This is a genomic window from Legionella qingyii, from assembly GCF_003990155.1.
Classification (GTDB): Bacteria; Pseudomonadota; Gammaproteobacteria; order Legionellales; family Legionellaceae; genus Legionella; species Legionella qingyii.
Map to the genome: position 1 here is coordinate 87185 of NZ_RZGX01000002.1, position 23596 is coordinate 110780.

Sequence of the window (23596 nt, forward strand, 5' to 3'; positions counted from 1 at the left end):
CGTTAATTGATAAAAATTATTCATTGCACCAATGAACACAGCAACCGAATGAGATTGATCGCCAAGACGAATTCCTGCATCTTCGAAACAATGCCAGGCATTTTGCAACATAATCCGCTCTTGCGGACACATAATCAATGCATCGTTGGGTGCAATATTAAAAAATAAAGCATCAAAATCATTGGCATTTTCGAGCAATGCACCAAAACCATAACTCCGATCAGCAATTGCCTGAATGCAATTTTTCTCTTTCTCAAGGACCTCGATGAATGAAGAGAAATCCGAGGCTTGGGGGAAATTAACGGCCATCCCAATAATTGCCATATCCGTTGTCGAAGACATCGTGTGCAACAAACGCTCTGACTGTGTTTTTTCGACTCGTTGAGGGATAGGGTTGCTGAAATGTTCTATTAACTCAGCAAACGTAGTATGTTCAAATAAAAGCGTTTTAGGTTGACTGCCAAAATGAACCTCCAGATCAAAAATAATATCCATAGCCAATAAAGAATCTAATCCAAGCTTACTGAATTGACCAATTTTCTTTAGTTCATCAGGCGTCATATTCAACCGATGGGAAAAAATCGAATAGACTAACTCTTGCGTCGATTCTTTTTCCATATCGACTCCCGCACTATATACATCAGTAGATAGACCACTGGCTGCAGGCGCTAGATCTGCGGATGTATATTGCATCTGCTCATTTATGCCTACGTCCCGCAATTTATCTGCACCATCCAATGATGCCTCAAAAGTTCTGGATCCCGAGGACAAGCCGCACGACGTAGCATGGGGATACGATGTTACAAGATAATGCGCCGTTAATTCTTCAATCACGACACACAATGCCCCATCTTCATCAAAAATTTGAATATGGAAACTGAGAGGTCCTACTTTTTGCGTACACACTAAAGCATGATTTACCAGTTTCTTGAGAAGCACCACTTTTTTAGCACTCACCGGTAAAGAAAGCGGTTGTTGTTGATACAAGGTGAAATAGCCAACGGTTTGTAACGCCGCATCAAGGAGATAGGGATTAAATAAAAACTCGCTAAAATCCCCATTAAATCGAATAGGTGCAAAAACTCGCTCCTCAGAGGCAAAAAGTTGCGTAATGTTTTTTAGATCAGGACCATATTGAATTCCTGCTTGTTCAAAACAGCGATAAAATTCAGTACAGTCAATTGCGTTAGGAATACATTTAAATTCATGCAGATTAAAAGAAACTAATTCCCTTTCCCGCTCTGCAAATTCTGCTCTAAAAAACGAATCTCCATCATAAAGCAATTCAATGGAGTTATGAGTCTTACTCATATTAATCTTCAGCCATGGATTAAGCGCAGGCAACGCTTTAAGCCATCGCACATTCACACAATACAACGGTAATTCATTAAGGAAATACTGAGTTAAAGCAAGACTCGCAACTCCTGGTAAAATGGCCTGATGATTTACCTGATGCTGACTGAAATATGTCTGCTCAGCAGATAACATATATTCTTGGGCTTTCTGCCAATAACAATGAATTTTTTTAAATGGGTATACTGGAAACTTAGGCCGATTCTGAGTTGCAAATTGTTGAATGACCAGATGTGCATTGGTACCAGAAAACCCAAATGAACTTACAGCCGCAAGCGATTTATTTTTAGGCCATGGACTTAATTCTTTAACCGGATAAAAGGGGGTACTGGCAAAATCAATCTGCGGATTTTCACGTTCACAATGAAGTGTTGCTGGAATTTTTTGGAAATAACTGCATAAAACACTTTTGATAAAACCACACACTCCGGCCGCATGGACTGTATGACCAATATTGGACTTGATGCTTCCTAAACCACAGGATTTTTCAGACTTCGTTTCATGTGTTGCAAATAATCGCTGCAACGCATGTACTTCAATAGGATCCCCAAGTTCTGTACCTGTTCCATGGGTTTCAATATAAGCGAGATCATCAGTGGACAAACCATATGAAGAATAGATCTGTTGCATCAATTCTGTTTGAGCTAAACCATTTGGAGCGGTAATTCCATTTGATTGTCCGTCTTGATTCACACCACTGGCTTTGATTACTGCATAAATGGGATCCTTGTCTTTAAGCGCTTGTTTTAAAGGCTTCAAATAAACACAAGCTACTGCTTCACCAGGGATAAACCCATTCGCTTTATCACTAAATGTTTGACATGCATAATCTGGAGAAAGCATTTTGGCATGATGTGCTTGCTGGAGAAAATCATCACTGCTCATAATGAATACCCCGCCAGCAAGAGCACTCGTGCATTCGCCATTTATAATCGCCTGGCAGGCTTGATGTATGGCAACTAAAGAAGAAGAGCAAGCAGTATCTAACGTAATTGCTGGTCCGGTCAGATTAAAGGTATAAGAAACTCGTCCGGCAATGACTGCGGGAGCATTTCCCCAAAAACTTTGGGCTATCGGTTTCTGTTGACTGTGTGTCAAATAACTATTTTGGCTTGCCCCCACAAAAACTCCGCAGAATTTATCAGGAAGTTCCATTGGTGAATAACCCGCATCCATTAAAGCAGCAGCGGCCGTTTGCAAAAATAATCGCTGTTGCGGGTCCATCGCTTGGGCTTCAATTTTTGGTATGTGAAAATAGTCAGGATCAAAAGCAAAAACATCATCCAACCATCCAGCATGATTGGGTTCACGTAAATAGTGTTCTCCCCGCTTTTCCAAGGAGGTAATTGCATTAAATCCATCACATAAAGAATTCCATAATTCTTCTACTGTTTCAGCTTGCGGAAATTGACCCGCCATACCGATTACAGCAATATCCAAAGGCTCTTTAAGCGATTTATTTTTTGTTGTAGTGGATCGCGTCAGTTCAACTCCTTCCATAATGATTTGCCAATTTCCCTGTGCATCAAAAATCGTAGCCTCTTGATCTTTAGCAAATAAAAAAGCACTGGGTTGATTCGACACATGAAATAAAACGCGTTTTATTGTCTTGGGCAGTCCGGGTCGAGGGTTTTGCGCAAAATAAGGATCGTTAAGGTAAATCAAAGAATGCAGCATACTGCCTAAAACCGCAGGATAACTGGCCTTTGGACTTAATGCTGCAGAAAATGATTCATGAACATCATTATATTGTTCAATAACCCGATAACAATCGCCTAAGTAGTGTAATGAATCGTTCTGATAAAAATCATTCTTTACTAAATTATCAGCATTCTTCCATATTCTGGTCATTTTATTGGGCGACTCGAATTGATAAGTAGTCTGTAATACCAATTCTTTGGTTCCATCATCATGCAATTGCTCAATGAAGCAGTAATGATTTATTGGATCGATTTCCAGATACAAATTGATCGCGTGTTCTTTTTCAGCAATTAATAATTTTTTTAATTCAACCCCAGTTAATTGCACGATTTGTGCTGTAGCTAAAGGCCTCAAGGCTGAGTAAATCATCATGAGCAAATTATCGAGCGGGAACACATAATGACCATCAATCTGATGCGCTAGCCAGTACTGATTACTTTGAGGAGTGTAAGTATATTTACGCCGTTGCCTAATCATCAATTAACTCTCCCGCAAATAAATCTACAGGCGGCCTTTCCGTAACAATGGGCTCTTTCCTCTTTAGCTGAGAATGAACAAAAGCTACTAAACGCTGCAAAGTGGGATAATCAAAAATAACAGCTGTGCGTAATGACAAATTAAATGCTTTATTAATGTTGGTTATCAAACTAACGCCGGTAATCGAATCAAGACCTATTTCTGCCAAAGGACGATCCGATTCAAGAATGTGTCCCTTGGGTAAATGAAGTGCTGCGCAAATAAATTCAGCAATTTGCTGCGCGATCATCCCCTCTCCCCGCTCATGCAGAGATGATGCCCGCAGGGCGGATGAGAGGGAACCAGAGTACTTCCTATGACAACAAAATACCTTTTGTGCTTTTTCTTGATCACGCAAATGCTGTTCTGAGACAACAAAACCTGCTGCGGTTAACTTTTGCAGCCAGAGATCCTGGCTTAATAAAGGAGAAGCATTTAATCGCTCAACGCCACTCGCTTGCCACCAGCCGTCAAATAAACCAAAAATAAAGTTCAAATACGCTTGTTCCTGAACTGCCTCATTGAGTAAGAATATCCCTTGCAGCTTAAGAAGGCGTTGCAATTCTTTAAGGGTAAACTCTAAATCATCGGCCAAATGGATTACGTTCGAAGCAAGCACCACATCAAAAGATCCATCAGCCAACTCTTCCAAATGATTCAAATCTAAATGGTCGCAGTACAAATTAAAATGCGCTTGTTCTTGTAATTTTTTACCTTGATTCAAGAAAAATGAAGAGACATCCGTATAGTAATAATCTATCTGCTCATAGCCATTCAAGACATCGAGCAACGTTTCTGTTGTTGCCCCTACCCCAGCACCCAACTCCAGTATTTTTACTCGCTTATTGCTGCTCTTGAGATATTCGTCGATATATCGCGCGATGTATTGATTACACATTTTTGACTCAGGGCTTTGGGCATAAAGAGCGCACAATAATTTAAGCCCATCTTCTGAAAAAACAATTTCTGTTGGGGTCTTGATTCCCCCTAATATGAGCTCATAGTCCAAATAACACAAATACGCCAAACGATAATATGCTTCATAAGCAGTATGTTGTTGGCAACAGCGTTCAAGCAAATGATGCAATGATTCATTGGTAGATGAAATTTGAGGTAACTCGTTTAAATAAGTGGCCAGCTGAGTGTATTTGGGTACTACATTGTTCACCAAAGCATGCTTTTTCCGCAAATCAGATGCCAAGCAATAAACGAATTGGTTCACACCATCTAATCCTGCTTTAATGGGTAGAATAAATGGTGTCGGCGGACTTTGCGGCACACTCTTATTTTGAATCGCGAACTGGGTATATTGGCTATTTAAACCAAGTAGCATCGCCTCCAATGCTTGTTGTGTCGTTAAAGGAATAAATCCTAAATCGCGCGCTCGTTCAAGGTAAAAGGAATCCGTGACAGCCCCGACTTCTTGCCAAATACTCCAATTGATAATTTTAATTGGTAACGCGGTTTCCTGTTCCAGGCGCAAGCAATATGCATCCAAGGCATTGCTGGCTGCTGCATAATTGGCTTGTCCGGCAAGACAGGCACTGCTTTGCATGGAAGAAAAAATTACTGCAGCGTTTATTTGTATCTGTTGATGCAATTGATAAATAAAATAAGCACTAAATAATTTAGCATGAATCACATGACTAAATTGTTGCCAAGTCATTGAATCAACGGTGCTGTCTTGTAATTGCATGACCAAATTAAATACTGCATGAATGACAGGATGTTTCACGTGAAGGTATTTAATCAGCAAAGCACATTCTGCTTCACGTGTCACATCCGTTTGAATAAACTCAATCTGCTCACCATAAGTATGTAAAAATTGCCGTCCTTCTTCACTTAGAGGACTACGCCCTACAAGAATGACTTTAGCGTGATACGAGTCAATTAAAAACTGCGCCAAACGACGACCAATACCGCCCATCCCCCCAAGAATCAAATAAGTCCCATGGGTTATGAGAAAATCGTTTTCTTCACAATCAGGAGCTAACTCCAGAGAAGCGAACCAGTACTGTTTATTTCGATATTGAATTGTTTGATGTGGCCCTGGATAAACCATTTCCAGCATCGATCGCTCCAAAGGTGTATCAATAATAAAATGTTTCAAGTGCCAATGGGGCATTTCTTTAGCTAAGGAACCCAATAAACCACAAACCATTGCCACCTGAGGATGATTGGCTTTAGCAACATAAGAATACCATTCAATATTAATTTTCTTTGTAAATAAGCAGGAGCTTAATGTAGTTTTCAATAAATCAAATAAAGGTTTAAGCAGGCTAAGCGGATCTTGGTTAAAAAAATTAATCTCTAGATTAAAATCAGGGTACTGAGGATAAATAATAAAGCGATCGATATCCGCATGTGCCTCTAAAAATAACTGAAACTCATCGGGATTAAAGTAACTCAAGTCATAACTTAAAACTTTATTATTTTTTTCGAGTTGTGAGCTAATCAGTTTTAGTGTTTCGGTAAAACATCCCGCATGAATGATTACAATATTTTGGTTATATAATGGTTGATGCGTCATTTCCGCATGCAACTCTTTTTTCACATACACCCATTGGTTTTCTTGAGTTTTAAACCAGATTTTTTTACGGAGAAATGGATACGCCGGAGTCTCATGGACTGGCATCATTTCATTCGGGTGTGCTGCAGTACTAAATACAGCATCACCCGCCAGATACGCGTGTACCATGGATTGATAATCATCGCTAATCCGAGGCATTGCAGATGAGTCGATCCAACTTTGCATCTGCTGGATTAATTGTTGCTGATTATGCCATTGGAAAATCACCCGATAGCGTTGATGAACCCTTCTTTTTTGCAAGGTAAAACAGAAACTTTGTGGATCAAAATGAGATGTTTCGCACAACCAGTCAATGTAACTCTTCACCAAGATACGCAAGCTTGCTTCATTTGCAGCAGAAAGAGGAATCAATGGCACAAAAGATTCTGCAGGATGTTGTTGAATCATAGTACCTTGTTCTAAAACAACATGCGCATTAACTCCGCCAAAACCAAAAGAGCTTACAGCTGCACAACGAGGAACTAATGCGGCGTTAATTTGCTTTTGTTGCCATGCATGAGTTTTCTGACTGATTGAAAGTCCTGATTGCTGCAAGGCAAGGTAGGGATTGATTTCAGATATATTCGCTTGTCCTGGTATCATTTGATGCTGAAACATCAGCAAAATTTTTATCAATCCAGCCAATCCTGAGGCTGGCTCCAGATGACCGATATTGCCCTTAACTGAACCTACTTCAATCGATACATTTTTATCGGCAACAAAATTTTTCAAGCCTTCCAACTCAATAGGATCGCCTAAAGGAGTTCCTGTACCATGGGCTTCAATATAACTAATGCGCGCGATATCAATGGAGCTATAAACATGTTCATACAATTTCTGCTGTGCTTTTGAACTGGGTGATGTGAGCGTATTTGCTTTACCCGTATGATTTACTCCGCTGCCAAGAATCTTCGCATAAATCGTATTATTTTGTGCCCGTGCTTGCGCTTGTTTCTGGAGAATAATTACAATGATACCTTCCCCTCTAATGTATCCATCGGCATGTTTGTCAAATGGCTTGCAGATTTTCGTAGCGGACAACATTCCTGATTGAGTGAACGCATTAAAAAACTCATCATCAAGTAACAAATTAACCCCACATACAATTGCTTGTTCAATCTCCCCTTGATTGATGGCTTTCACAGCGCGATCCAAAGCATATAAACTGCTGGAACATGCGGTATCCACTGCTTCACTAGGCCCACTTAAATCAAAATAATGAGATATTCGATTCGCCAATAAACTGTGTACTGTTGCAACTGGTATATAGGGATTACTCACTTGGTATCGCGTTAATAACTTCGCATAATCAAAAGTTGACGCCCCCACATAGACACCCGTTGCCGAGCCTTTCAAGTTTAATGGATTGATTCCTCCCATTTCCAAAGCATGCCATACTTCCTGCAATAACAGTCGTTGCTGGGGATCCATCACTATGGCTTCAAACGGTGATAGATTAAAAAAAGCGGCATCGAATGCATCAACAGCATCAATAAACGCGCCAGGATGTTGTTGCATATAATGCAAGCGATTCGCAGGGGTTTGACTAAACACATGGTGTTGATTCACTAACAACTGCCAAAAATCATTTAAACTCTTACAACCTGGCAATAATGCGCTGTAACCAATAATGACCGGCAGATCCTCGTCAACCGAATGATGCTGGATTAATGGCTTTACCTCTTCAGATTGGACCATCGCCTCCGTAGAAGGCTTGGCTTGCTCATAATTACTAATGAATTCGGCAACGGTTTTATAACCAAAAAATGTGGCCGGTGTAATTGCCAAATCATATGTATCATTCAACTCATTGGCTAGCTCAGTAAATAAAATTGAGTTAAAACCAAGATCACCAAAAGAGGCTGTTAGCTCAAAATTCCCCTCAAGTTCCAATATTTTTTTAATCGTGTTGACCACAAAGAGTTTAAATTCCATACTCACTTCAGACCTGTATTTTTTCGTCGATTTCGAATCATTTAATCGCTGTAGAATGATTTCTTGCTGTCCTTGATGCGCAATAATTTGCGGCCAGGATAATGCGGGTAATGTTTCTAAAATACGGCACCCGGTGGAATTGCTAATCGCTTGCATTCCCCACTCTTTTTGCATACGTGCTAATACTGAATCACTAACCTGCATGCCTCCTTGCTCCCAAAAAGGCAAATTAATACTGTACGTAAATCCAAAACATTCTCCTTTGATACGCAACGATTCACGTAAGACGGCAAAACCATCTAAAAATCCATTAGCAGCTGCATAAATAGACTGTCCAATATTAGCGAGTATTGAAGAGTAGGAAGACAACAAAAGAAAATGATCCAGACGATACGCCCTCGTCGCTTTATCTAAATTCAAGGTACCTGTTACTTTTGCAGCTAATGCCGTTTCAATTGCCTCAGCTGATTGATTGATAATTAAACTATCTTGCTGCACACCCGCGGCCTGAATACAACCATTTAATACTCCGCCATGCTCTAAAACAAAGTGAGTCATACAGGCATGCAGTGCTTCATAATCACTGAGATCAACTTGTTTATAATTGATGTTGTTTTGTTGTAACCAGTGAATGTTTTCTTTAGATGGATGACGTCGCCCCAGAAGTAAAACGCGGGCTTGATATTGAGTCACCAGGTATTGGGCAATAATTTGGGGAATCGCACCAAGCCCCCCCGCAATAACATATACCCCATGTTGTTTGAATAAAAAACGAGCCTCATTCTTCTTCGGGATGACCGTATGATAATATTGAGTATGAAAAACACCTTCCCGGTTTACTTTAACCCACGTAGGCAATTGGCTGTGGGCAACCCGTGGTAAGAGTTGGGGACTCAACTCCCAAGGCAATAGAACAACACTGTAATGCAACTCAGGAAACTCACATTGTGCTGTACGTAAATAAGCATGGACGGCCTGCGCATAAACAGCAGTTTCTCCCGAATCATCAAAACATAAAATCAACTGTAATTTTTTTCTTGTTTGCAAAGCATGCTGTAGATTCTGTAACAAGTTCATGAATTGCTGTGTATTGTGTAATTGATTCACACGCAATATAGAACATGCCGAATCGGTGTTTGGGCTATCTGTGGCTTGCAACCATTCAAAAGTTCTTCCAGTTGCCTTATCACAATCAATGCGCTGCCAGGATGGCTTAAAATAATGAATTGGTTTTTGCGGAATAATTTGTTGTTTATGAATAGGAATCATGCAAAAACCAGTAATATGGCTTACCAAATGATACCGTTCATCAAAAATAGAAATGTCATAACGCGGAGAAAATGGGCGAACGGATTTGTCTTCCACAACAACATAAATTTTAGTGGTCCATTCTTGAAATAGATTGAGCGCCTCAATTTTCTGAGGGATATATACCTGCTCTTCTGGCAATCCCTCTTGTAACACTGAAACACATTGCAAAACACTATCAAATAAGCGCGGATCTAAAGTAGGTATTTCATGAGACTCTGCACGCGTTAATGTAGCAATCGCTTTATTTTTATCCTGATTAATTTTAATTGTTTGCACGCATTGAAATACTTCACCATGATACCAATTGTTTTGACGAAATTGGGCATACATTGCCACCGCCGACACATCGTGATTGCACTCAACAGCAAATGAAGCATATTCCTTGAATACAGTAATTTCATCTAAAGCATGATAAGTACTGCTTGAATGTAATAATTCACCTGCTAATTCACAAAGGGTATAAGTATCTTCCGATTTAAAACGAATCATGAATGAAAGAGCATCCCCCTCATAATCTGCATAAATGGGATTAAGCCATTTTATGTCACGGATGCTGATAAGCGACGCTTTCTCTCTATTACGTATGTAGGCTTGATAACAAAAGTAAATATGTGCCACCCCAGGCAATATTGGACGTTGATGCAATCGATGCTGTTCAAAATAATAGGCGTTTGCCTTCAGAACCAAGGGATATTCTTGAATTGCTGGAAAAGAACTACGAGGCACAATCCAATGTATGTGTTTTTTAAAAGAATGGTGTTTTGTACACAGTTCGGGAATAAGAGGATAATCTTGTAAAATGATGTGTGCATTTGAGCCACCCGCTCCAAAAGAACTAAGTGCACTGTAACGTGAACCCCTACTCTGTCCCCACGCAGTATCTTTTTCCGGGATAATAAACTGGGTCTTTTCAAAATGACAATGCTCATTCAGCGGCCAAGCATTCACTCCCGCAAAAACTTCCTCATGTTGATATTGCAATAATATTCGTACCAATCCCGCCAAACCAGCACATGCTTCACTATGACCAATATTACTTTTAACCGAACCCAGAAACGCCTTATTTTGATAGACTTCACTCAATGCTTTAATTTCTATGGGGTCACCTAACACTGTGCCGGTACCATGTGCCTCAATATAATTGATTTGCCAGGAATTAATTCCTGCTTTTTGCAAAGCAGAAAGGATAACCTGTTTTTGGGCTTCAGGATTTGGCACTGTATACCCGTGCATTTTGCCACCTGAATTGAGCGCACTTCCTTTGATGATCCCATAAATTTTATTACCTTCCGCAACAGCCACACCTAATTTTTTAATGCATAAAGCAACAACCCCTTCAGCATACACAAATCCATCAGCATTTTGCGAAAACGTAGCATTAATGTTTTGAGCCGACAGCATATGCAAATCTGAGAGTTCTACCATTTGGCGTGGATGCACAATTAAATTAACTCCACCCACTATAGCCATAGTTGATTCATCAGTTAACACACTTTGACAAGCCAAATGAAGCGCTGATAACGAAGACGAACAGGCAGTGTCGACCGCCATGCTTGGACCATGCAAATTAAAACTATATGAAATTCGGTTTGCTGCAGACCAATAAGCGCACGAAGAATTAGCGTGTTTTTGGGTCGTCCAATCTTCATTGAGCCAAGAATAATAAGCACCACTTATCCCGACAAATACCGAGATTTTATTGTCCAATGCAATGGGAAAAGCATTCGCATCCTCAAGCGCAAAATAGGCATTTTGCAGCAGCAAACGTTCTTGTGGATCGATAAAAGCAGCTTCGCGTGGAGAGAGTTTAAAAAAGGCTTCATCAAAACAATCGATATCATTTAAAAAACTACCGCTACCCGCATAAGATTTTCCTTGCTTTCCTTTTTGCGCATCAAAAAATGAGTCATGCGCCCATCGTGATTTGGGAATAGGTCCAAATGCTGTTTTACCCTGTTGCAGCATAGAAATAAAATCATCGGAACCTGTGTGTGGCAGCTGATAACTCAGCCCCACAATAGCAATATCTGTTTCCCGGTTATAATGGTTTAAATCTAAATGGACTTCATCAGGAGTTTCAGTACATTCATTGCCGGTAAATCGTTTCACCAGTGCTGCCACCGTATCTACTGCAAACAATTCAGCAATACCGAATTCAGGGTATTCAGGCTTTAATTTTTGATATAAATCACTCAAGCTTAATGAATCAAAACCAAGATCCGACAATCGATCTTCTAATTGAATCGTTTCGCTATCCAAATAGAGTGTTTGTGCCAATTGCTCGACTATCCATTGTTGATTTTTTGTGGAATGAAATGGCGCTTGTTGTTTTTCACCGCCATTTCCAACATCTCGCTCTTTGTCCACAGGCTCTATGGATACTTTAGATAAGGGCATCATCAATGCGGGCTGTCTTTTTATCTGATCTTGACGATTTATTTTAGCGTCAATAACAATTTGTTCTGCAGAAGAGAAATTTAAACAAGAACATTGATACTCAATATCGGTTAAATTCATCTTCTGCAATACGGCAATCCATTGTTCTGGGCTCAATAAAGGTGAGTTCATTTGGCGTAGATGTTGGTCGCTCGCGTTCCACCATCCATCAAATAAGCCAAAAATAGCAGTGGTATAATTAGTCTTTTCCACTAACTCATTCAATAATAAATGTCCGCTATCAACCAAGCATTCGCACAAGCTATTCAGTGAATTTAATATATCTCTCGTGGCATGAATGGCATTGGTTGCGATCACCACATCAAAAGCTTGATAAAATTCATGCTGAGAATCCATGTGTTCCATATCAAATATTCGAAATTCCATGGAATGTTCATACTCAGAAAAATAACGTCTTGCTTTATTCACTAATGCTGGAGAAATATCAGTGAAATAGTAAGTAAATGATTGATCGTGCAGCGCTCCTAAAATTGCTCGCGTTGAGGCACCACTTCCAGCCCCCACCTCAAGAATCTTTATTGTTTTTTGAGATGATAAACAGTAATTTCTTAGTTTACTGGCCAACATCTGATTGGCATGATCAGCAACCGTATGATGTTCGTAAAAGCCTTGTACTAACTCAGTATTACCATGAGGAAAAATAACCTGATGTGGTAATAGATTACCGGATAATAATTCAGGGTAATGTTCGCATACTGAGGTAAATAATTTAAGCCGAGATGAATAATTCCCCTCTTTTAATTCATCTTCATAACTGCTTTTTAGGGCTTCAAGATGTTTTACCTCTTGGGTAATAAAAATAAAATCTTCTTCTACGTGAACAAACTGCAGCTTTTGCCAAATATTAAATAACTCACGAACCAATAATTGAAAATGTTTTTGGAACGGTGCAAAAAACATCGCCACGTTAAGACCATGCATGGGGAAGGATTGATTGATCCGCAACAAAAGACTTAGTGCCACAAACTCTTCCAGAATTTTATTTTTATTAACCGTGGCAGTGGTTATAAACTCGTTTTGTTTCCTACGGCCAGTAATTAAAGCAAATGGAGTGTGGGTGTCAATTTGCAGCTCAAAAAGTTCCATCAACTCAGCAAATGATAAAGGAGCCAAATCATTGCTCGCCATATACTGCGAATAATCAGCAGATGCTGCCAATCCAATGCCGTCTATTACACCCAATGCGGTGACAAAACATGGAAGACTTTTTTGTTGTGCTAATAAATATTTTTTTAACGCAGCTTCAAAACTGTACATCGTAGCGCCTAAATTGGGGGAATAGGCCTGAATGGATGTAAAAACATACAGATTTTTAGCGAATTGTGATAATTCCTCAGCGACTAGCCAACTGTTGCGTTGGCTCACTTGCTTTAACGTAGTCGATAATGAATGCTCGCTTTGCTTAACCCACCACTCATCATGACGGGCAACAGCCAAATGAAAAATACCTGAAATTTTCTCTGCAGCAGCGATTTGTTTTAAATAGGTTAATAGAGCATTATGTTCATCAGGATCACAGCAATGATATATCATATTGCTTAGCTGTAGTTTTGCCTGTACGTGTTCAAGCAATTGATTATAGGGCTTGCGACCCACTACATGAACTTTTGCCGCATATTTTTCTTGGAGATAGGCTCCGAGTTTTAAACCAACCCCACCTGCACCGCCAACTAAAACATAGGTTCCATGATATTCAAAACCTTTATGTGCCACCTTGGAAAATTGCAAAGCGACTTGCTTGTATTGATAAAATCTTCCTTTAAAATCAACTATATTAATGTGCAGTGGGTTGATTTCTAAATTCACTGCTTTTACAAAGTGAGTGATTAACTGGACTTGTTGCGAGGAATAACTCTCATCCAATTCCAAGTAAATTATACGTTGTTTTTTAAGCTGATTACTGCATTTAACTGAGATTTGACGAATGATTTCCAATACCCACTGGATAGGATCTTGTTCTGGATAATTGATCGTAATCCGGAGATCATGCGCCAAAATATCATGTATGGAACACTCAGTCCAATGAATGGTTTTAAGATTAGAGAACTCTTGGGGGTTCATGCATTTCAACGTAGTTTGCAACGTATAAAATCGCCGCTCATTCTCTAAAGAATCCCTCTTTGATTTTTTAAAATAAGATTTGCGTTCAAAAGGCATTGCTCCTAAATAACGCGCAAAATCAATAGCAAAACCCTTAAGCCATAATTGCAAGACAAATTCATCACTTAAGGTCACAACATCCTTATCACTCACATGATCCAGATCGATACAAATGCTCTGTCCTGCTTTAAAATGAAAGATACATTGGTTGGTACTGCTGTTTTGTGAATCCTGAGTAAATACTAACAGCGGTTTATAATAAGCACTTAATAAAGTAAACACATTCACTTCAGAAACTGTGCTTATTCGCGCACTTAATCTGTTCTTAAAGAGCTCAAGATACGCAGAATCACGCTGGAGCAGTAGTTTAATCTCATCGGGTAGAAGCAGTTGTTGTTCAAGCAATGCAATAAGTTCAACAAAAGAAGGAGAATAACGGCGAAGCAATTCTTTTTTAACCGTACTTAATTGCCATTTATTAATAACACATACTCTTGCCCATAAAAGAATCACCATCAATTGATATTGGTATAACTTCTTATTCTTATCCTCATCCATCGATGTTATTTCTTCATCGCCGCGAAGAGCAAACCTATCCTTTATTTGCTGTAGGTCATTTTGTTCAAATAAAACGATTAACTCTGCAGGAAGCAGCGTTTGCAAAAATGCTTTAAACGTATATTGATGCTGGTAAAGAGCCACACTTTCAACAATGAGTTGATTCACTTGGGACGGTGCGATTACCAAACTATGGAGAAGCGTCGACAGATAATCATCTAAATCAGTTAGTGCCGAATATTGTTTGCCGTTTAATATTAAATGAGTTTGCATTTTTTGGTTGGCTTTAATTGCCAAAGAAATTGCACTGCCATAAGCTTCAATACAGCGTATTTCAGATAGAAAATCATGAATTAGATGAATCCAATATTCCGCTAACTGTGCCGAAAAATTAGGCTGCACATAAGGCCTTAATGATACTGAGCTCGTTGGTAAACAATCCCCGGGAAGAACTAAAAGGTCATTCTTCATGGATATCCAATCAATGTGTTTTGCATGCTCATTGAACCATCCTGCTTGGCGAAAAGGAACAAGGTGCTCCTGAGCATAAATTAAGTTTAATGCCACATGATACATCTGTTCCTGCAGAACATAATCTTCCGTGAGTGCTACTAAGGATTCCAAATCTTCTTTAGTTTTTGCGCTTAGCAATACAGGTAATTTAAAGGGTTCATTTGTTTGAATTGGCACACGCTCAGGGACTCTTTGCAAAATGGCATGTGAGTTCGTTCCACCAAATCCAAAAGAACTCACTGCAATTTGTGAGTGATTATAATCAATGGATTCTGTATTGATATTTAATGTTTCAGGCAATAAAACATTTACGGGATCTGAGAGTACATGGGGAGGAATTTGCCGACTCTTTAAAATCAGCAAACACTTGGCAACACCTAATAACCCGGCCCCAGCTTCCATATGTCCTAGATTCGCTTTAATGGAACCAATAAAACAACCAGGATAGTTATGACTTAACGCTTCTAGCTCAATCGGATCACCAAGGTTAGTTCCTGTGCCATGGGCTTCAATATATGCAACATCTAGATAGGCACATTGTTTTTGGGCCAAACGTATTAGTTTAGATTGGGCGGTAGCACTAGGAGCGGTCATTGTGCTGGTAGTTCCATTATGATTGCAACTAATTCCTACAACAGCAGCTAAAACAGGGAGATTTAATGAGTCAGCCTTTGCTTTTGAGGTAACAAGCAAAGTAACCATCCCCTCTAAAGGCAAATATCCATCCGCTTGCATAGAAAAAGTATGACACCCACCACTTCGCGAGAGCATACCCGCTTTTTTGAAACTCTGATGCCGCAAAGCGCTATCAATATAATTAACACCTATCACAAAAGCAAAATCATTTTGACCTTGTCTAATGCTGTCACAAGCGTCTTTTAAGGCAACCAATGAACTGGCGCAAGCGGCATTAATACTTTTACTTTCGCCAGTAAAGTTAAAACAGTATGAAACTCGATTGGCAACACTCGCTTCACAATTATTTAGGAAAAAACGGCTGTCACTATCGCATGCACTCATTGCATAAGAATGTAGGTTATCTACCGTCATTACTCCGGCATAAACACCTGTTGTTGCCTGCTGCAGCTCATAACGCGTCATACCTGCATTTTCCAGACACGTATGTACGCCATGCAATGCTAATTTTTGTTGTGGATCGAGATGAGCAAGGTCTTTGGCAGTCAGATTAAATAAGCCTGGTTCAAAAAAGCTCCAATCAGTAAACAAATTGGCATAGGTCGTTTCACCTTTACTACGCCACATTCTTGATGAGGTTATAGAATCCCTTGCTTTTTGGCCCGCAATTAAAAATTGCCACAAGGCTTCCTCAGTTTCTATCTGAGGGAGCCTTAAACTTAAACCGATGAGTACGGGGGTAATATCCTCAAGAGGTGAATTCTTTTGAGGTATCGGCAATAATTCCTGTTCCATTTGGTTCATCTAACCTTTCTGATGAATGTGCAAAAAAGGAGGGAATATAGTCCGTTTTAAACCCCTGCTGGTACGTTTTTAAATGAGTGATGAATTGTTTGTCCTTAAGCAAATTCATAGCTGCTTTTACAAACATTAGGGCGATGTAATAGCGCCCTTCATTCGTATTTTTATCAATTTTTAATTGAGCGGGATTAAATTGATTAAAGGGGGGTAAAGATTTTAATACATCTGGATCAAGTTTTAATTCATAACTTGTATTCAAGCCAAGTGAACAAATAGCATATCGCAAATAAACGTATGCTTTAGTTATTTGATAACTGGCTTCATCCAGTGCGGTAACTCGTCCTTTCGCATAAGCAATATGCAAAAATGTTTCTTCTATGGCATTCAAACGTAAAAAATTCGCGATAGTTGCCAAATCAAAAAGAGGCATCCCTATTCGTGCAAACTCCCAATCAATTAATGAAAATTGATTTCCTTCTGTTTGAAATAATATGTTCCAGGGATTCATGTCATAGTGACACAGACTGGTTTTTGGATTTAGATTAAGTAAGTGATCCAAGTCATTAAATAGAGTCAAAACCACAGAAAAATCATCAAATCTGGGATCTCTTTCAACACGATCTATAACCTTGGATTTTAATTGCAAAAATTTATCGCTTTCCTTACTTTCACACTTTGGAACTTTAATTCCATGCAATGCACTAACTACTGAACCCAGTGAGGCTAATCTATCCAGGGATTTATTCAATGGCCATCGCGGATCATTGGCAACAAATTCAAAAATAGCCACTTTTTGTTCCGCATTAAAATAAACCATTTTAGGACCTATACCGGTACGCGAAGCAGCTTGAGCCGCATATAATTCTACCCACCCCTGAGCACTGTCTTCTTCTAATATTTTTATTACATAGTTCTGATTGTAGGCTTCCACTATGAAGTTCTGACAAAAGGGAGATAAACCACCGTTTAGTGGTTTTAAAGATCCTGCTCTCCATGGTAGAAATGACTCTAATGTCGACGTTAGACGCGCTGCAATCGCTTTAGAATTACTCAATTCACCTACCGCACTTTCAGAAATCAATCCTTTAGGTTGTACTACCTGGCCATCTATAAATAATCGCCAACTACTGCATACTAATCGTAAAGCCAGTAGTTCATCCTTACGAAGAAATTTTAAAATTTCTCCCATAATAAAATAAGGAATTTGGAGCGCTCCCAAACTAAAATCCTTTGCAGGCTTATTTACACTCCCTAATAGTTTGGTATTGAGTTGCTGCTTAAATTGATAATCATTAACGGTTTGCATCGCTTGCTTTATCAGCATCACACTAATATAGAACTTACCCGCATCACTGCTCTTATCAATCGCTCCATCACTGGGTTGATATTCATTAAAGGCTGGAATTGAGCCAATATCGACGTGATTGACGCTCATGGGGTCGCTCATATTAGCTGCAAAACTAATTGCAAATCGCAATAAAGCGATTTGTTGCATGTATGCATAATGCATGTGTTCTTCAGGGGATGGTTGACGTCCCAAATAATGCGACAAAAGAGAGTTTGCTGCAGCTGGCTTTAAGCGTAAAGTAGCAACCACAATCGCTAAGTCCAGAAAGGGATCAAGCAGCCCTGCGCATTCCCAATCAATAAAAAAGAAATCGTCGGGGGTCGCTAACAGATTGTTAGGATTCATATCGTTATGACAATAATGAGTTTGTCTCACTAAACCCGTTAAATAATCAAGTTGCAGCAGAGCATATTGCTGCAAGAAAAAAACAGGCGAGGCTTTAATGTAATTATTTAACGTGACTCGACGTTCAGCGATTAGGGTTGATTTTTCAATTTCCGAGCGTCTCTGTAAATGTGGTCCAGAATGAATCACTGCAAATTTCTTCGCAATAAGTTTTAGTTGTTCATCATCCAGCCGCCCTGTAATCGATGGATTATTTTCTACATAACGCATGATGACAACACCCGCAGAAAAATCAAAATATTCTACTTCAGGCGCTACTTTTTTCTGGGCGAAAAAAATGGATGCAAATACTTCCCGAGTTCGCCCTTCCTTATGTCTTATATGCCGCAAAACAAACCGCTCGTCACCAACTTGCACTAGATAACTATTCGCCCACGGAGAAAATCCTCCAGTTAATCGTTTTATGGTAATGGGGGACTTAGGTATTACAGGTAAAATCGCTTGGATATGGGGAAGTAACTCAGAAACATCCGTGGAATCCTTTGCTTCAATGCATAATTCATAAACCTCATTGGAGAATAAGTGTCTCCAACTTTTGTTGACCACACTTAATCTTTTTTTCTCACCTGAAGATAAATTACTAACTATCTTTTGAACCACGCTTAAGGGTAAAGAACGATTAAAAAATTTCATGAACCAAATTAAAATTTATGTCAGTAGATGGGCATATTAATTAAATAAAAGGCATAAATCAAACGATAACGAATCAGAGTTCCTGATAGTAAAATCTTTTTTCAAATTCGCTAAGGAGAGTGAACTACGGGGAGACACGGAGCGGAAATTGGAAATTATGAATCAAAAACCGCTACAAAAACCTCAAACCCCTGGAGTTGACGTGGCTTGTTGCGCGTCTAGTGCTGACATCAGATTATCATTATAAGCTCCAACAAGACTTGATAGGCGTTGCATCTCTTCCTGTCCCATCTTTTGTGATATAGAACCATCTTGCAATTGACGTTCTACCAACTCGCGTTGTGCATTTAAATTTTGAATGACTCTGTTTAATTCTTGAGGTGTAACACTAGGATTTTTTGATTGCTTAAAAAACATAATAGGTCCTTATTTTAGCTTAATTGGTGCATTTTACCTTCAGTTTTTTTGCTGTTCAATCGATCTTTGCTCGAGGTGGAAGCATACTGGCATTTTTGCGACCCATCGTGTTAATCAATTACTCTTTAAAATCAATTACTGTTCAAATAGCGCATTATATGCTACAACCGGCGCTCACTAAATCACTTGAGATATATTTGAACATGGCAGAGTCCCAAATAAAATCAGCAGAACCTCATAACCATTTTAAATCACTCTATGAAAAGGCTGTACGACAGATTATCGAAAACAATACTGCTTTCGCGAATATACCCAATCAAATTAAGAATCAGTTTTTAAATTTTTATACCTTGCATTCTAATGAGCAACTTGAATTGATGGACGACTTATCAAAGATTGCAGGTTTACCCAATGAGATGCTCGAGATGATGAGTCAATTTCCTTATTTTGATACCATTCCCCTTGATATTATTAAAGAAATTGGCTCCTATCTCAAAAAAAAGGAACCCAAAGAAGATACGCATACCAGCGCATTTGTAGCAACCCACAAAAGACTGCATGCTTTATTCCAGCCAGATAGGTTGAAGGATTTATTACCTCAACTGTTGTTATATGTAGCGACTGGAAAACAAGATAAAGTAAAAAAGATACTCGATATGCATCCTGAATTGCTGTTGAAAACTGGTACAGTAACGGACTATTCGGGTAGAACATTCAAAGACATCAGCGCATACGAATATGCCTACTGGGCAAAGGACACCCACATGTGCCGGATGCTGGAACAATATATGGATCCAGAGACAAAAGCGGAAATGCTCAAACGCTGTGAGGCGATAGAGATGAATGGTTTGACATACATAAAAAATGGGGTCGAGCATAAGGGGTCAAAGCATTTTGATTTTACGCCACTCAAAAATGCATTAAAAAATTATCTTGATGGGTATGATGGTTGGTTCGAAACAAACAATTGGACAGCCATAGAGTCAGCCTGGATGAAAGTAGGTATCGCCCAGCGCGATATTCCAGTTCATGTGGCTAATGAATATTGCCGAAAAGACCGTGCATTTGCCCCGAAGCCAGAGTTTAATGAACGTACATTACCGCGGGAGTTAACATTCCACAATCATACAACAGGTAACAAGGAGTCTTGGTTTCCATTGGTTATTTCTGATTCTAGTGGTCTTGGAGTTACTTTTGCAATAACTCGCGATTCGGAGGATGCCAACGGAGCTGGGGCTCTGAATGCGTGGCCAGGGGATGTTTTATTGGATTGGGAAGCCATAGACCAGCTTGATAAAGTAAGAACCGACGATCTCGCGCAATTGCTCGAAAACCTGAGATCGGTTGAACCAGCTATTGATAATGGTTTCTCATTTCCATAATAGTAAAGTGAGGCACTCGACAGCGGGTGCCGCTGATTTAACAGTGAAATAAACCAACCGCTTACCACGTTAATTGAAAACAAGTACACTTTAAAGATCATTTAGAACCAACGTTAGTCTAAAATTTTCACAGAATGCTAGCAAAATCACTCAATGCAATTATCTATAAAGTGAGTAAACAATTATTACTTTGCTCCCCTCCTTAAAAAGGATAGAATGTGGCCTGTTTAAGTTTTCTGTACATGGATAATGACTTCTATACTTAAATCCGAAAATATTGCTCTTTCTCGTCATGGATTGAGCCAAAATATTAATATATTGCTCACTCTTTCAATTATTTTTGTTTCTTTAGCACTACGTATTTTAAGCGTTGGTTCACATGATGTTTTCGTTGAAGAAGCTTATTATTGGAATTATTCGCAACATCTGGATTTTGGCTATCTGGACCATCCTCCCATGGTCGCATTGTTAATTAAAATCTCTACCCTAATATTTGGTACCAATGAGTTCAGCATCCGGATTCCAGCGTTGCTGTGTTGGGGAGGGGCTGCATTTTTCATTTACAAATTAACAGAATTAATTCATCGAGGCTCCGGCCTGAATGCTGTATTCTTATTATCTCTTCTGCCGTTTTATTTTATACAATCGACTCTAACGACACCGGATCAACCCGTTCTGCTTTGTTGGGCCGCTGCACTCTATTATTTCTATCGCGTGTTTTTTTTCGATGAATCTAAATCCTGGTACAAAGCAGGTATGTGGCTGGGTCTGGGGATGCTATCCAAATACACCATTGTATTACTTGGCCCGGCTGTACTTCTTTATCTAATCATAGTGCCTTCAACACGATATTGGTTTACTCGCAAAGAACCCTATCTTTGTGTATTAATCGCCGCACTTCTGTTTACTCCAGTAATTTATTGGAATTTTATGCACGAATGGGCTTCATTTGCATTTCAAAGCGTGCGTCGGTTTAAATCAGTGAATCATTTTTCCTTCCATCATTTTATTGGATTGGTATTCTTATTTTTAATGCCCGCGGGGGTGATGGGTTTTTATCGTTTATGGGATAAAAAATCGACAACCATGACGAACATTGAACTCAAAACAATACGGTTTCTGCAAATATTTACGCTCTTTCCCTTGCTCTTTTTTGGAGTATATAGTCTTAATCATGCCATTAAGTTAGATTGGATAGGCCCAGGACTTATATCGATTATTCCTTGGCTTGCAATACTCATTTCTAAAAGTAAAAAGTTTTACAAATTATGGCATATAGGCGCAGTTTTTTTATTACTTTGCTATGTTTGTGTCATCGTCATGATAACTTTTGGTCCCTCTCAAAAAGTATCACAATTATTCTTCCAAAAAATGATTTCATGGGAAAATCTTACCGAACAATTCCATGATTTAGCAAAAAATGTGAGCTATACAAGAAATACTGAACCAATTCTAGTTCCGTTAGATGCCTATAACATAGGAAGCGAGCTTGCATTTTATCAAGCAAAGCTTTTGGAACATGGAGTAATACAAAACATTTATCCCATTGTAGGTAGACATATTTTTGACCTGGATAGTCTGATGTATCGATATTGGTCAAACTCGATAACGTGGTCTGGCAAGACGTTAATTTTAATTGCTACGAACCCTAAAGATTTTAAATTAGCGACGATTAATACTAAAGCAGTCGTTTTAGAGCCTCCTAAGAAGCTATGGTCCTATAGTCAAGGAAGCGGAAAACCTATATCTCCTTATTATTATGAGCTGGTACAAATGAGGTAGTTGTTTGTTCCTAAAGGTAGCGAAGATCTCCGCGTTAGAGCACCAATCTGCTTCCAGAGGTCCATCGCTACGCTCAGTAGGACTCGTGGCGACCAATCCAGGCCACAACGTTGTCCGCTTCAATCTGACTTTGGTAACTCATCAAATCGTTGCAAATCCGCTACCTTATCCTCCCATGACGCACGACTTGCATAGAAAATATGAGCTGTTGGTTCTAAGAGCGAATCATCATCTAAAGAACCAGCGGGTAAAACCACGTACCCTCTCTCGTCTTGTCGAGGAAGTGGGCTGCCACACGTCTTACAAAATATGCGTTCCTTTCGCGTGTTGTGTAACTTGAAATAGCTGAGATTATTCTCTCCCTTTTCCCACGATAATTGAGCCTTATCAAAGAAAACATTCGCACCATGCATCGTACCAGTTTCTTTTCGACATCGACTACAATGACATAAATACATTACTGTTGGCTGTTGCCCCGTAATAATATATCGGCACGTACCACATAAGCATTCACCTGTATATCGATTCATTTAAAACCACCCCTTGTATTTTTGACTTGTATTATTTGGGAACTGTTAGCCGCTGCTTAGCGTTTCATCGTGTGCATTCAGATACATATTTGTGGAAGCCCAAAGAGGCTCATTTTATGAAAGCGCCAACATCTTAAATGGTCACTTATATGGGAATACGTGAGTTTTCACGCATCCCAAGTGTAAAAAACTAAGGTTTAAAATTAGAGGTATTCTCTTCAATTTCTCTTGCAGCATCATTGATGTCTTTTAAGAATTTAGCTTTACTTTGTACCACCATAATTTCCTCTGGGGTCACCGCGTACACTTCATAGTCTTTCGCTGCTAACTCTTCTTTTAATTTTGACAGTTTTTCAGGATTATTTTCTTTTGAAGTGATTACACCTATTCTATCACCATCTTTTTCCATTAATTTAACTCGATATGCAGGCGTACTGTATGCTCGATTAGATAAAGATGAGGATTGAAAAAAAGAAGAACTTCTAGCTGCAAATGGTCTAAACATGGATTTCATCATCATAAATAAATACTCTTTTTGAAATTAAAAACGGCTAAAAAATAATATTAAAAAGCGAAATCATCTTAATAAAATTAGTTCACTTTAGCAAATTTATTTCCAACACCACATTCAATAGGTGATGAATTTTAA

At 39.2% G+C, this 23596-nt stretch carries 8 protein-coding genes (1 of these 8 only partly in view); 2 read left to right on the forward strand and 6 right to left on the reverse strand.

Features of this window, described 5'->3' with window-relative positions; translation table 11 throughout:
* The 4 genes from ELY20_RS01685 to ELY20_RS01700 form a co-directional block, all read right to left on the reverse strand.
* Nucleotides 1-3531 carry the start of an SDR family NAD(P)-dependent oxidoreductase gene (locus ELY20_RS01685; protein WP_110141099.1) on the reverse strand. Its footprint begins 3939 nt before the window's first position, so only the first 3531 of its 7470 coding nucleotides appear in the window; its start codon is at nt 3529-3531; the stop codon falls past the left edge of the window.
* On the reverse strand, nt 3524-16453 hold the full coding sequence (locus tag ELY20_RS01690; protein WP_110141098.1) for an SDR family NAD(P)-dependent oxidoreductase: 12930 nt from the start codon (nt 16451-16453) through the stop codon (nt 3524-3526). The genes ELY20_RS01685 and ELY20_RS01690 overlap by 8 nt, the downstream gene beginning before the upstream one ends.
* Nucleotides 16398-18836 carry a phosphotransferase gene (locus tag ELY20_RS01695; RefSeq protein ID WP_110141097.1) on the reverse strand — a complete coding sequence of 813 codons (2439 nt, stop codon included), beginning with the start codon at nt 18834-18836 and terminating at the stop codon, nt 16398-16400. The genes ELY20_RS01690 and ELY20_RS01695 overlap by 56 nt, the downstream gene beginning before the upstream one ends.
* Before the next feature lie 183 nt (nt 18837-19019).
* Complete coding sequence (locus ELY20_RS01700) at nt 19020-19253, reverse strand: hypothetical protein (RefSeq protein WP_110141096.1); 234 nt, start codon at nt 19251-19253, stop codon at nt 19020-19022.
* 203 nt (nt 19254-19456) lie between these two features.
* Between ELY20_RS01700 and ELY20_RS01705 the strand changes: the two genes are divergently transcribed.
* Together ELY20_RS01705 and ELY20_RS01710 are read left to right on the forward strand one after the other, a co-directional pair.
* Nucleotides 19457-20635 (forward strand): hypothetical protein, encoded by a 1179-nt coding sequence (locus tag ELY20_RS01705; RefSeq protein WP_127059465.1) that lies wholly within the window; start codon nt 19457-19459, stop codon nt 20633-20635.
* A gap of 249 nt (nt 20636-20884) precedes the next feature.
* On the forward strand, nt 20885-22417 hold the full coding sequence (locus tag ELY20_RS01710) for a glycosyltransferase family 39 protein (protein ID WP_110141094.1): 1533 nt from the start codon (nt 20885-20887) through the stop codon (nt 22415-22417).
* A 119-nt stretch (nt 22418-22536) separates the two neighbouring features.
* On the opposite strand, the gene ELY20_RS01715 is transcribed toward ELY20_RS01710, so the two are convergent.
* Complete coding sequence (locus ELY20_RS01715; protein WP_110141093.1) at nt 22537-22947, reverse strand: GFA family protein; 411 nt, start codon at nt 22945-22947, stop codon at nt 22537-22539.
* A 190-nt stretch (nt 22948-23137) separates the two neighbouring features.
* Nucleotides 23138-23467: a hypothetical protein gene (locus ELY20_RS01720; protein WP_110141092.1), complete on the reverse strand. Its 330-nt coding sequence runs from the start codon at nt 23465-23467 to the stop codon at nt 23138-23140.
* Nucleotides 23468-23596 lie beyond the last annotated feature (129 nt).

Excerpts from the sequence above, each read along its gene's own strand:
- ELY20_RS01690 (WP_110141098.1), bottom strand. The coding sequence starts at position 16,453 with ATGAACCAAATGGAACAGGAATTATTGCCGATACCTCAAAAGAATTCA.
- ELY20_RS01720 (WP_110141092.1), bottom strand. The coding sequence starts at position 23,467 with ATGATGATGAAATCCATGTTTAGACCATTTGCAGCTAGAAGTTCTTCT.
- ELY20_RS01715 (WP_110141093.1), bottom strand. The coding sequence starts at position 22,947 with ATGAATCGATATACAGGTGAATGCTTATGTGGTACGTGCCGATATATT.
- ELY20_RS01700 (WP_110141096.1), bottom strand. The coding sequence starts at position 19,253 with ATGTTTTTTAAGCAATCAAAAAATCCTAGTGTTACACCTCAAGAATTA.
- ELY20_RS01695 (WP_110141097.1), bottom strand. The coding sequence starts at position 18,836 with ATGAAATTTTTTAATCGTTCTTTACCCTTAAGCGTGGTTCAAAAGATA.
- ELY20_RS01705 (WP_127059465.1), top strand. The coding sequence starts at position 19,457 with ATGGCAGAGTCCCAAATAAAATCAGCAGAACCTCATAACCATTTTAAA.
- ELY20_RS01710 (WP_110141094.1), top strand. The coding sequence starts at position 20,885 with ATGACTTCTATACTTAAATCCGAAAATATTGCTCTTTCTCGTCATGGA.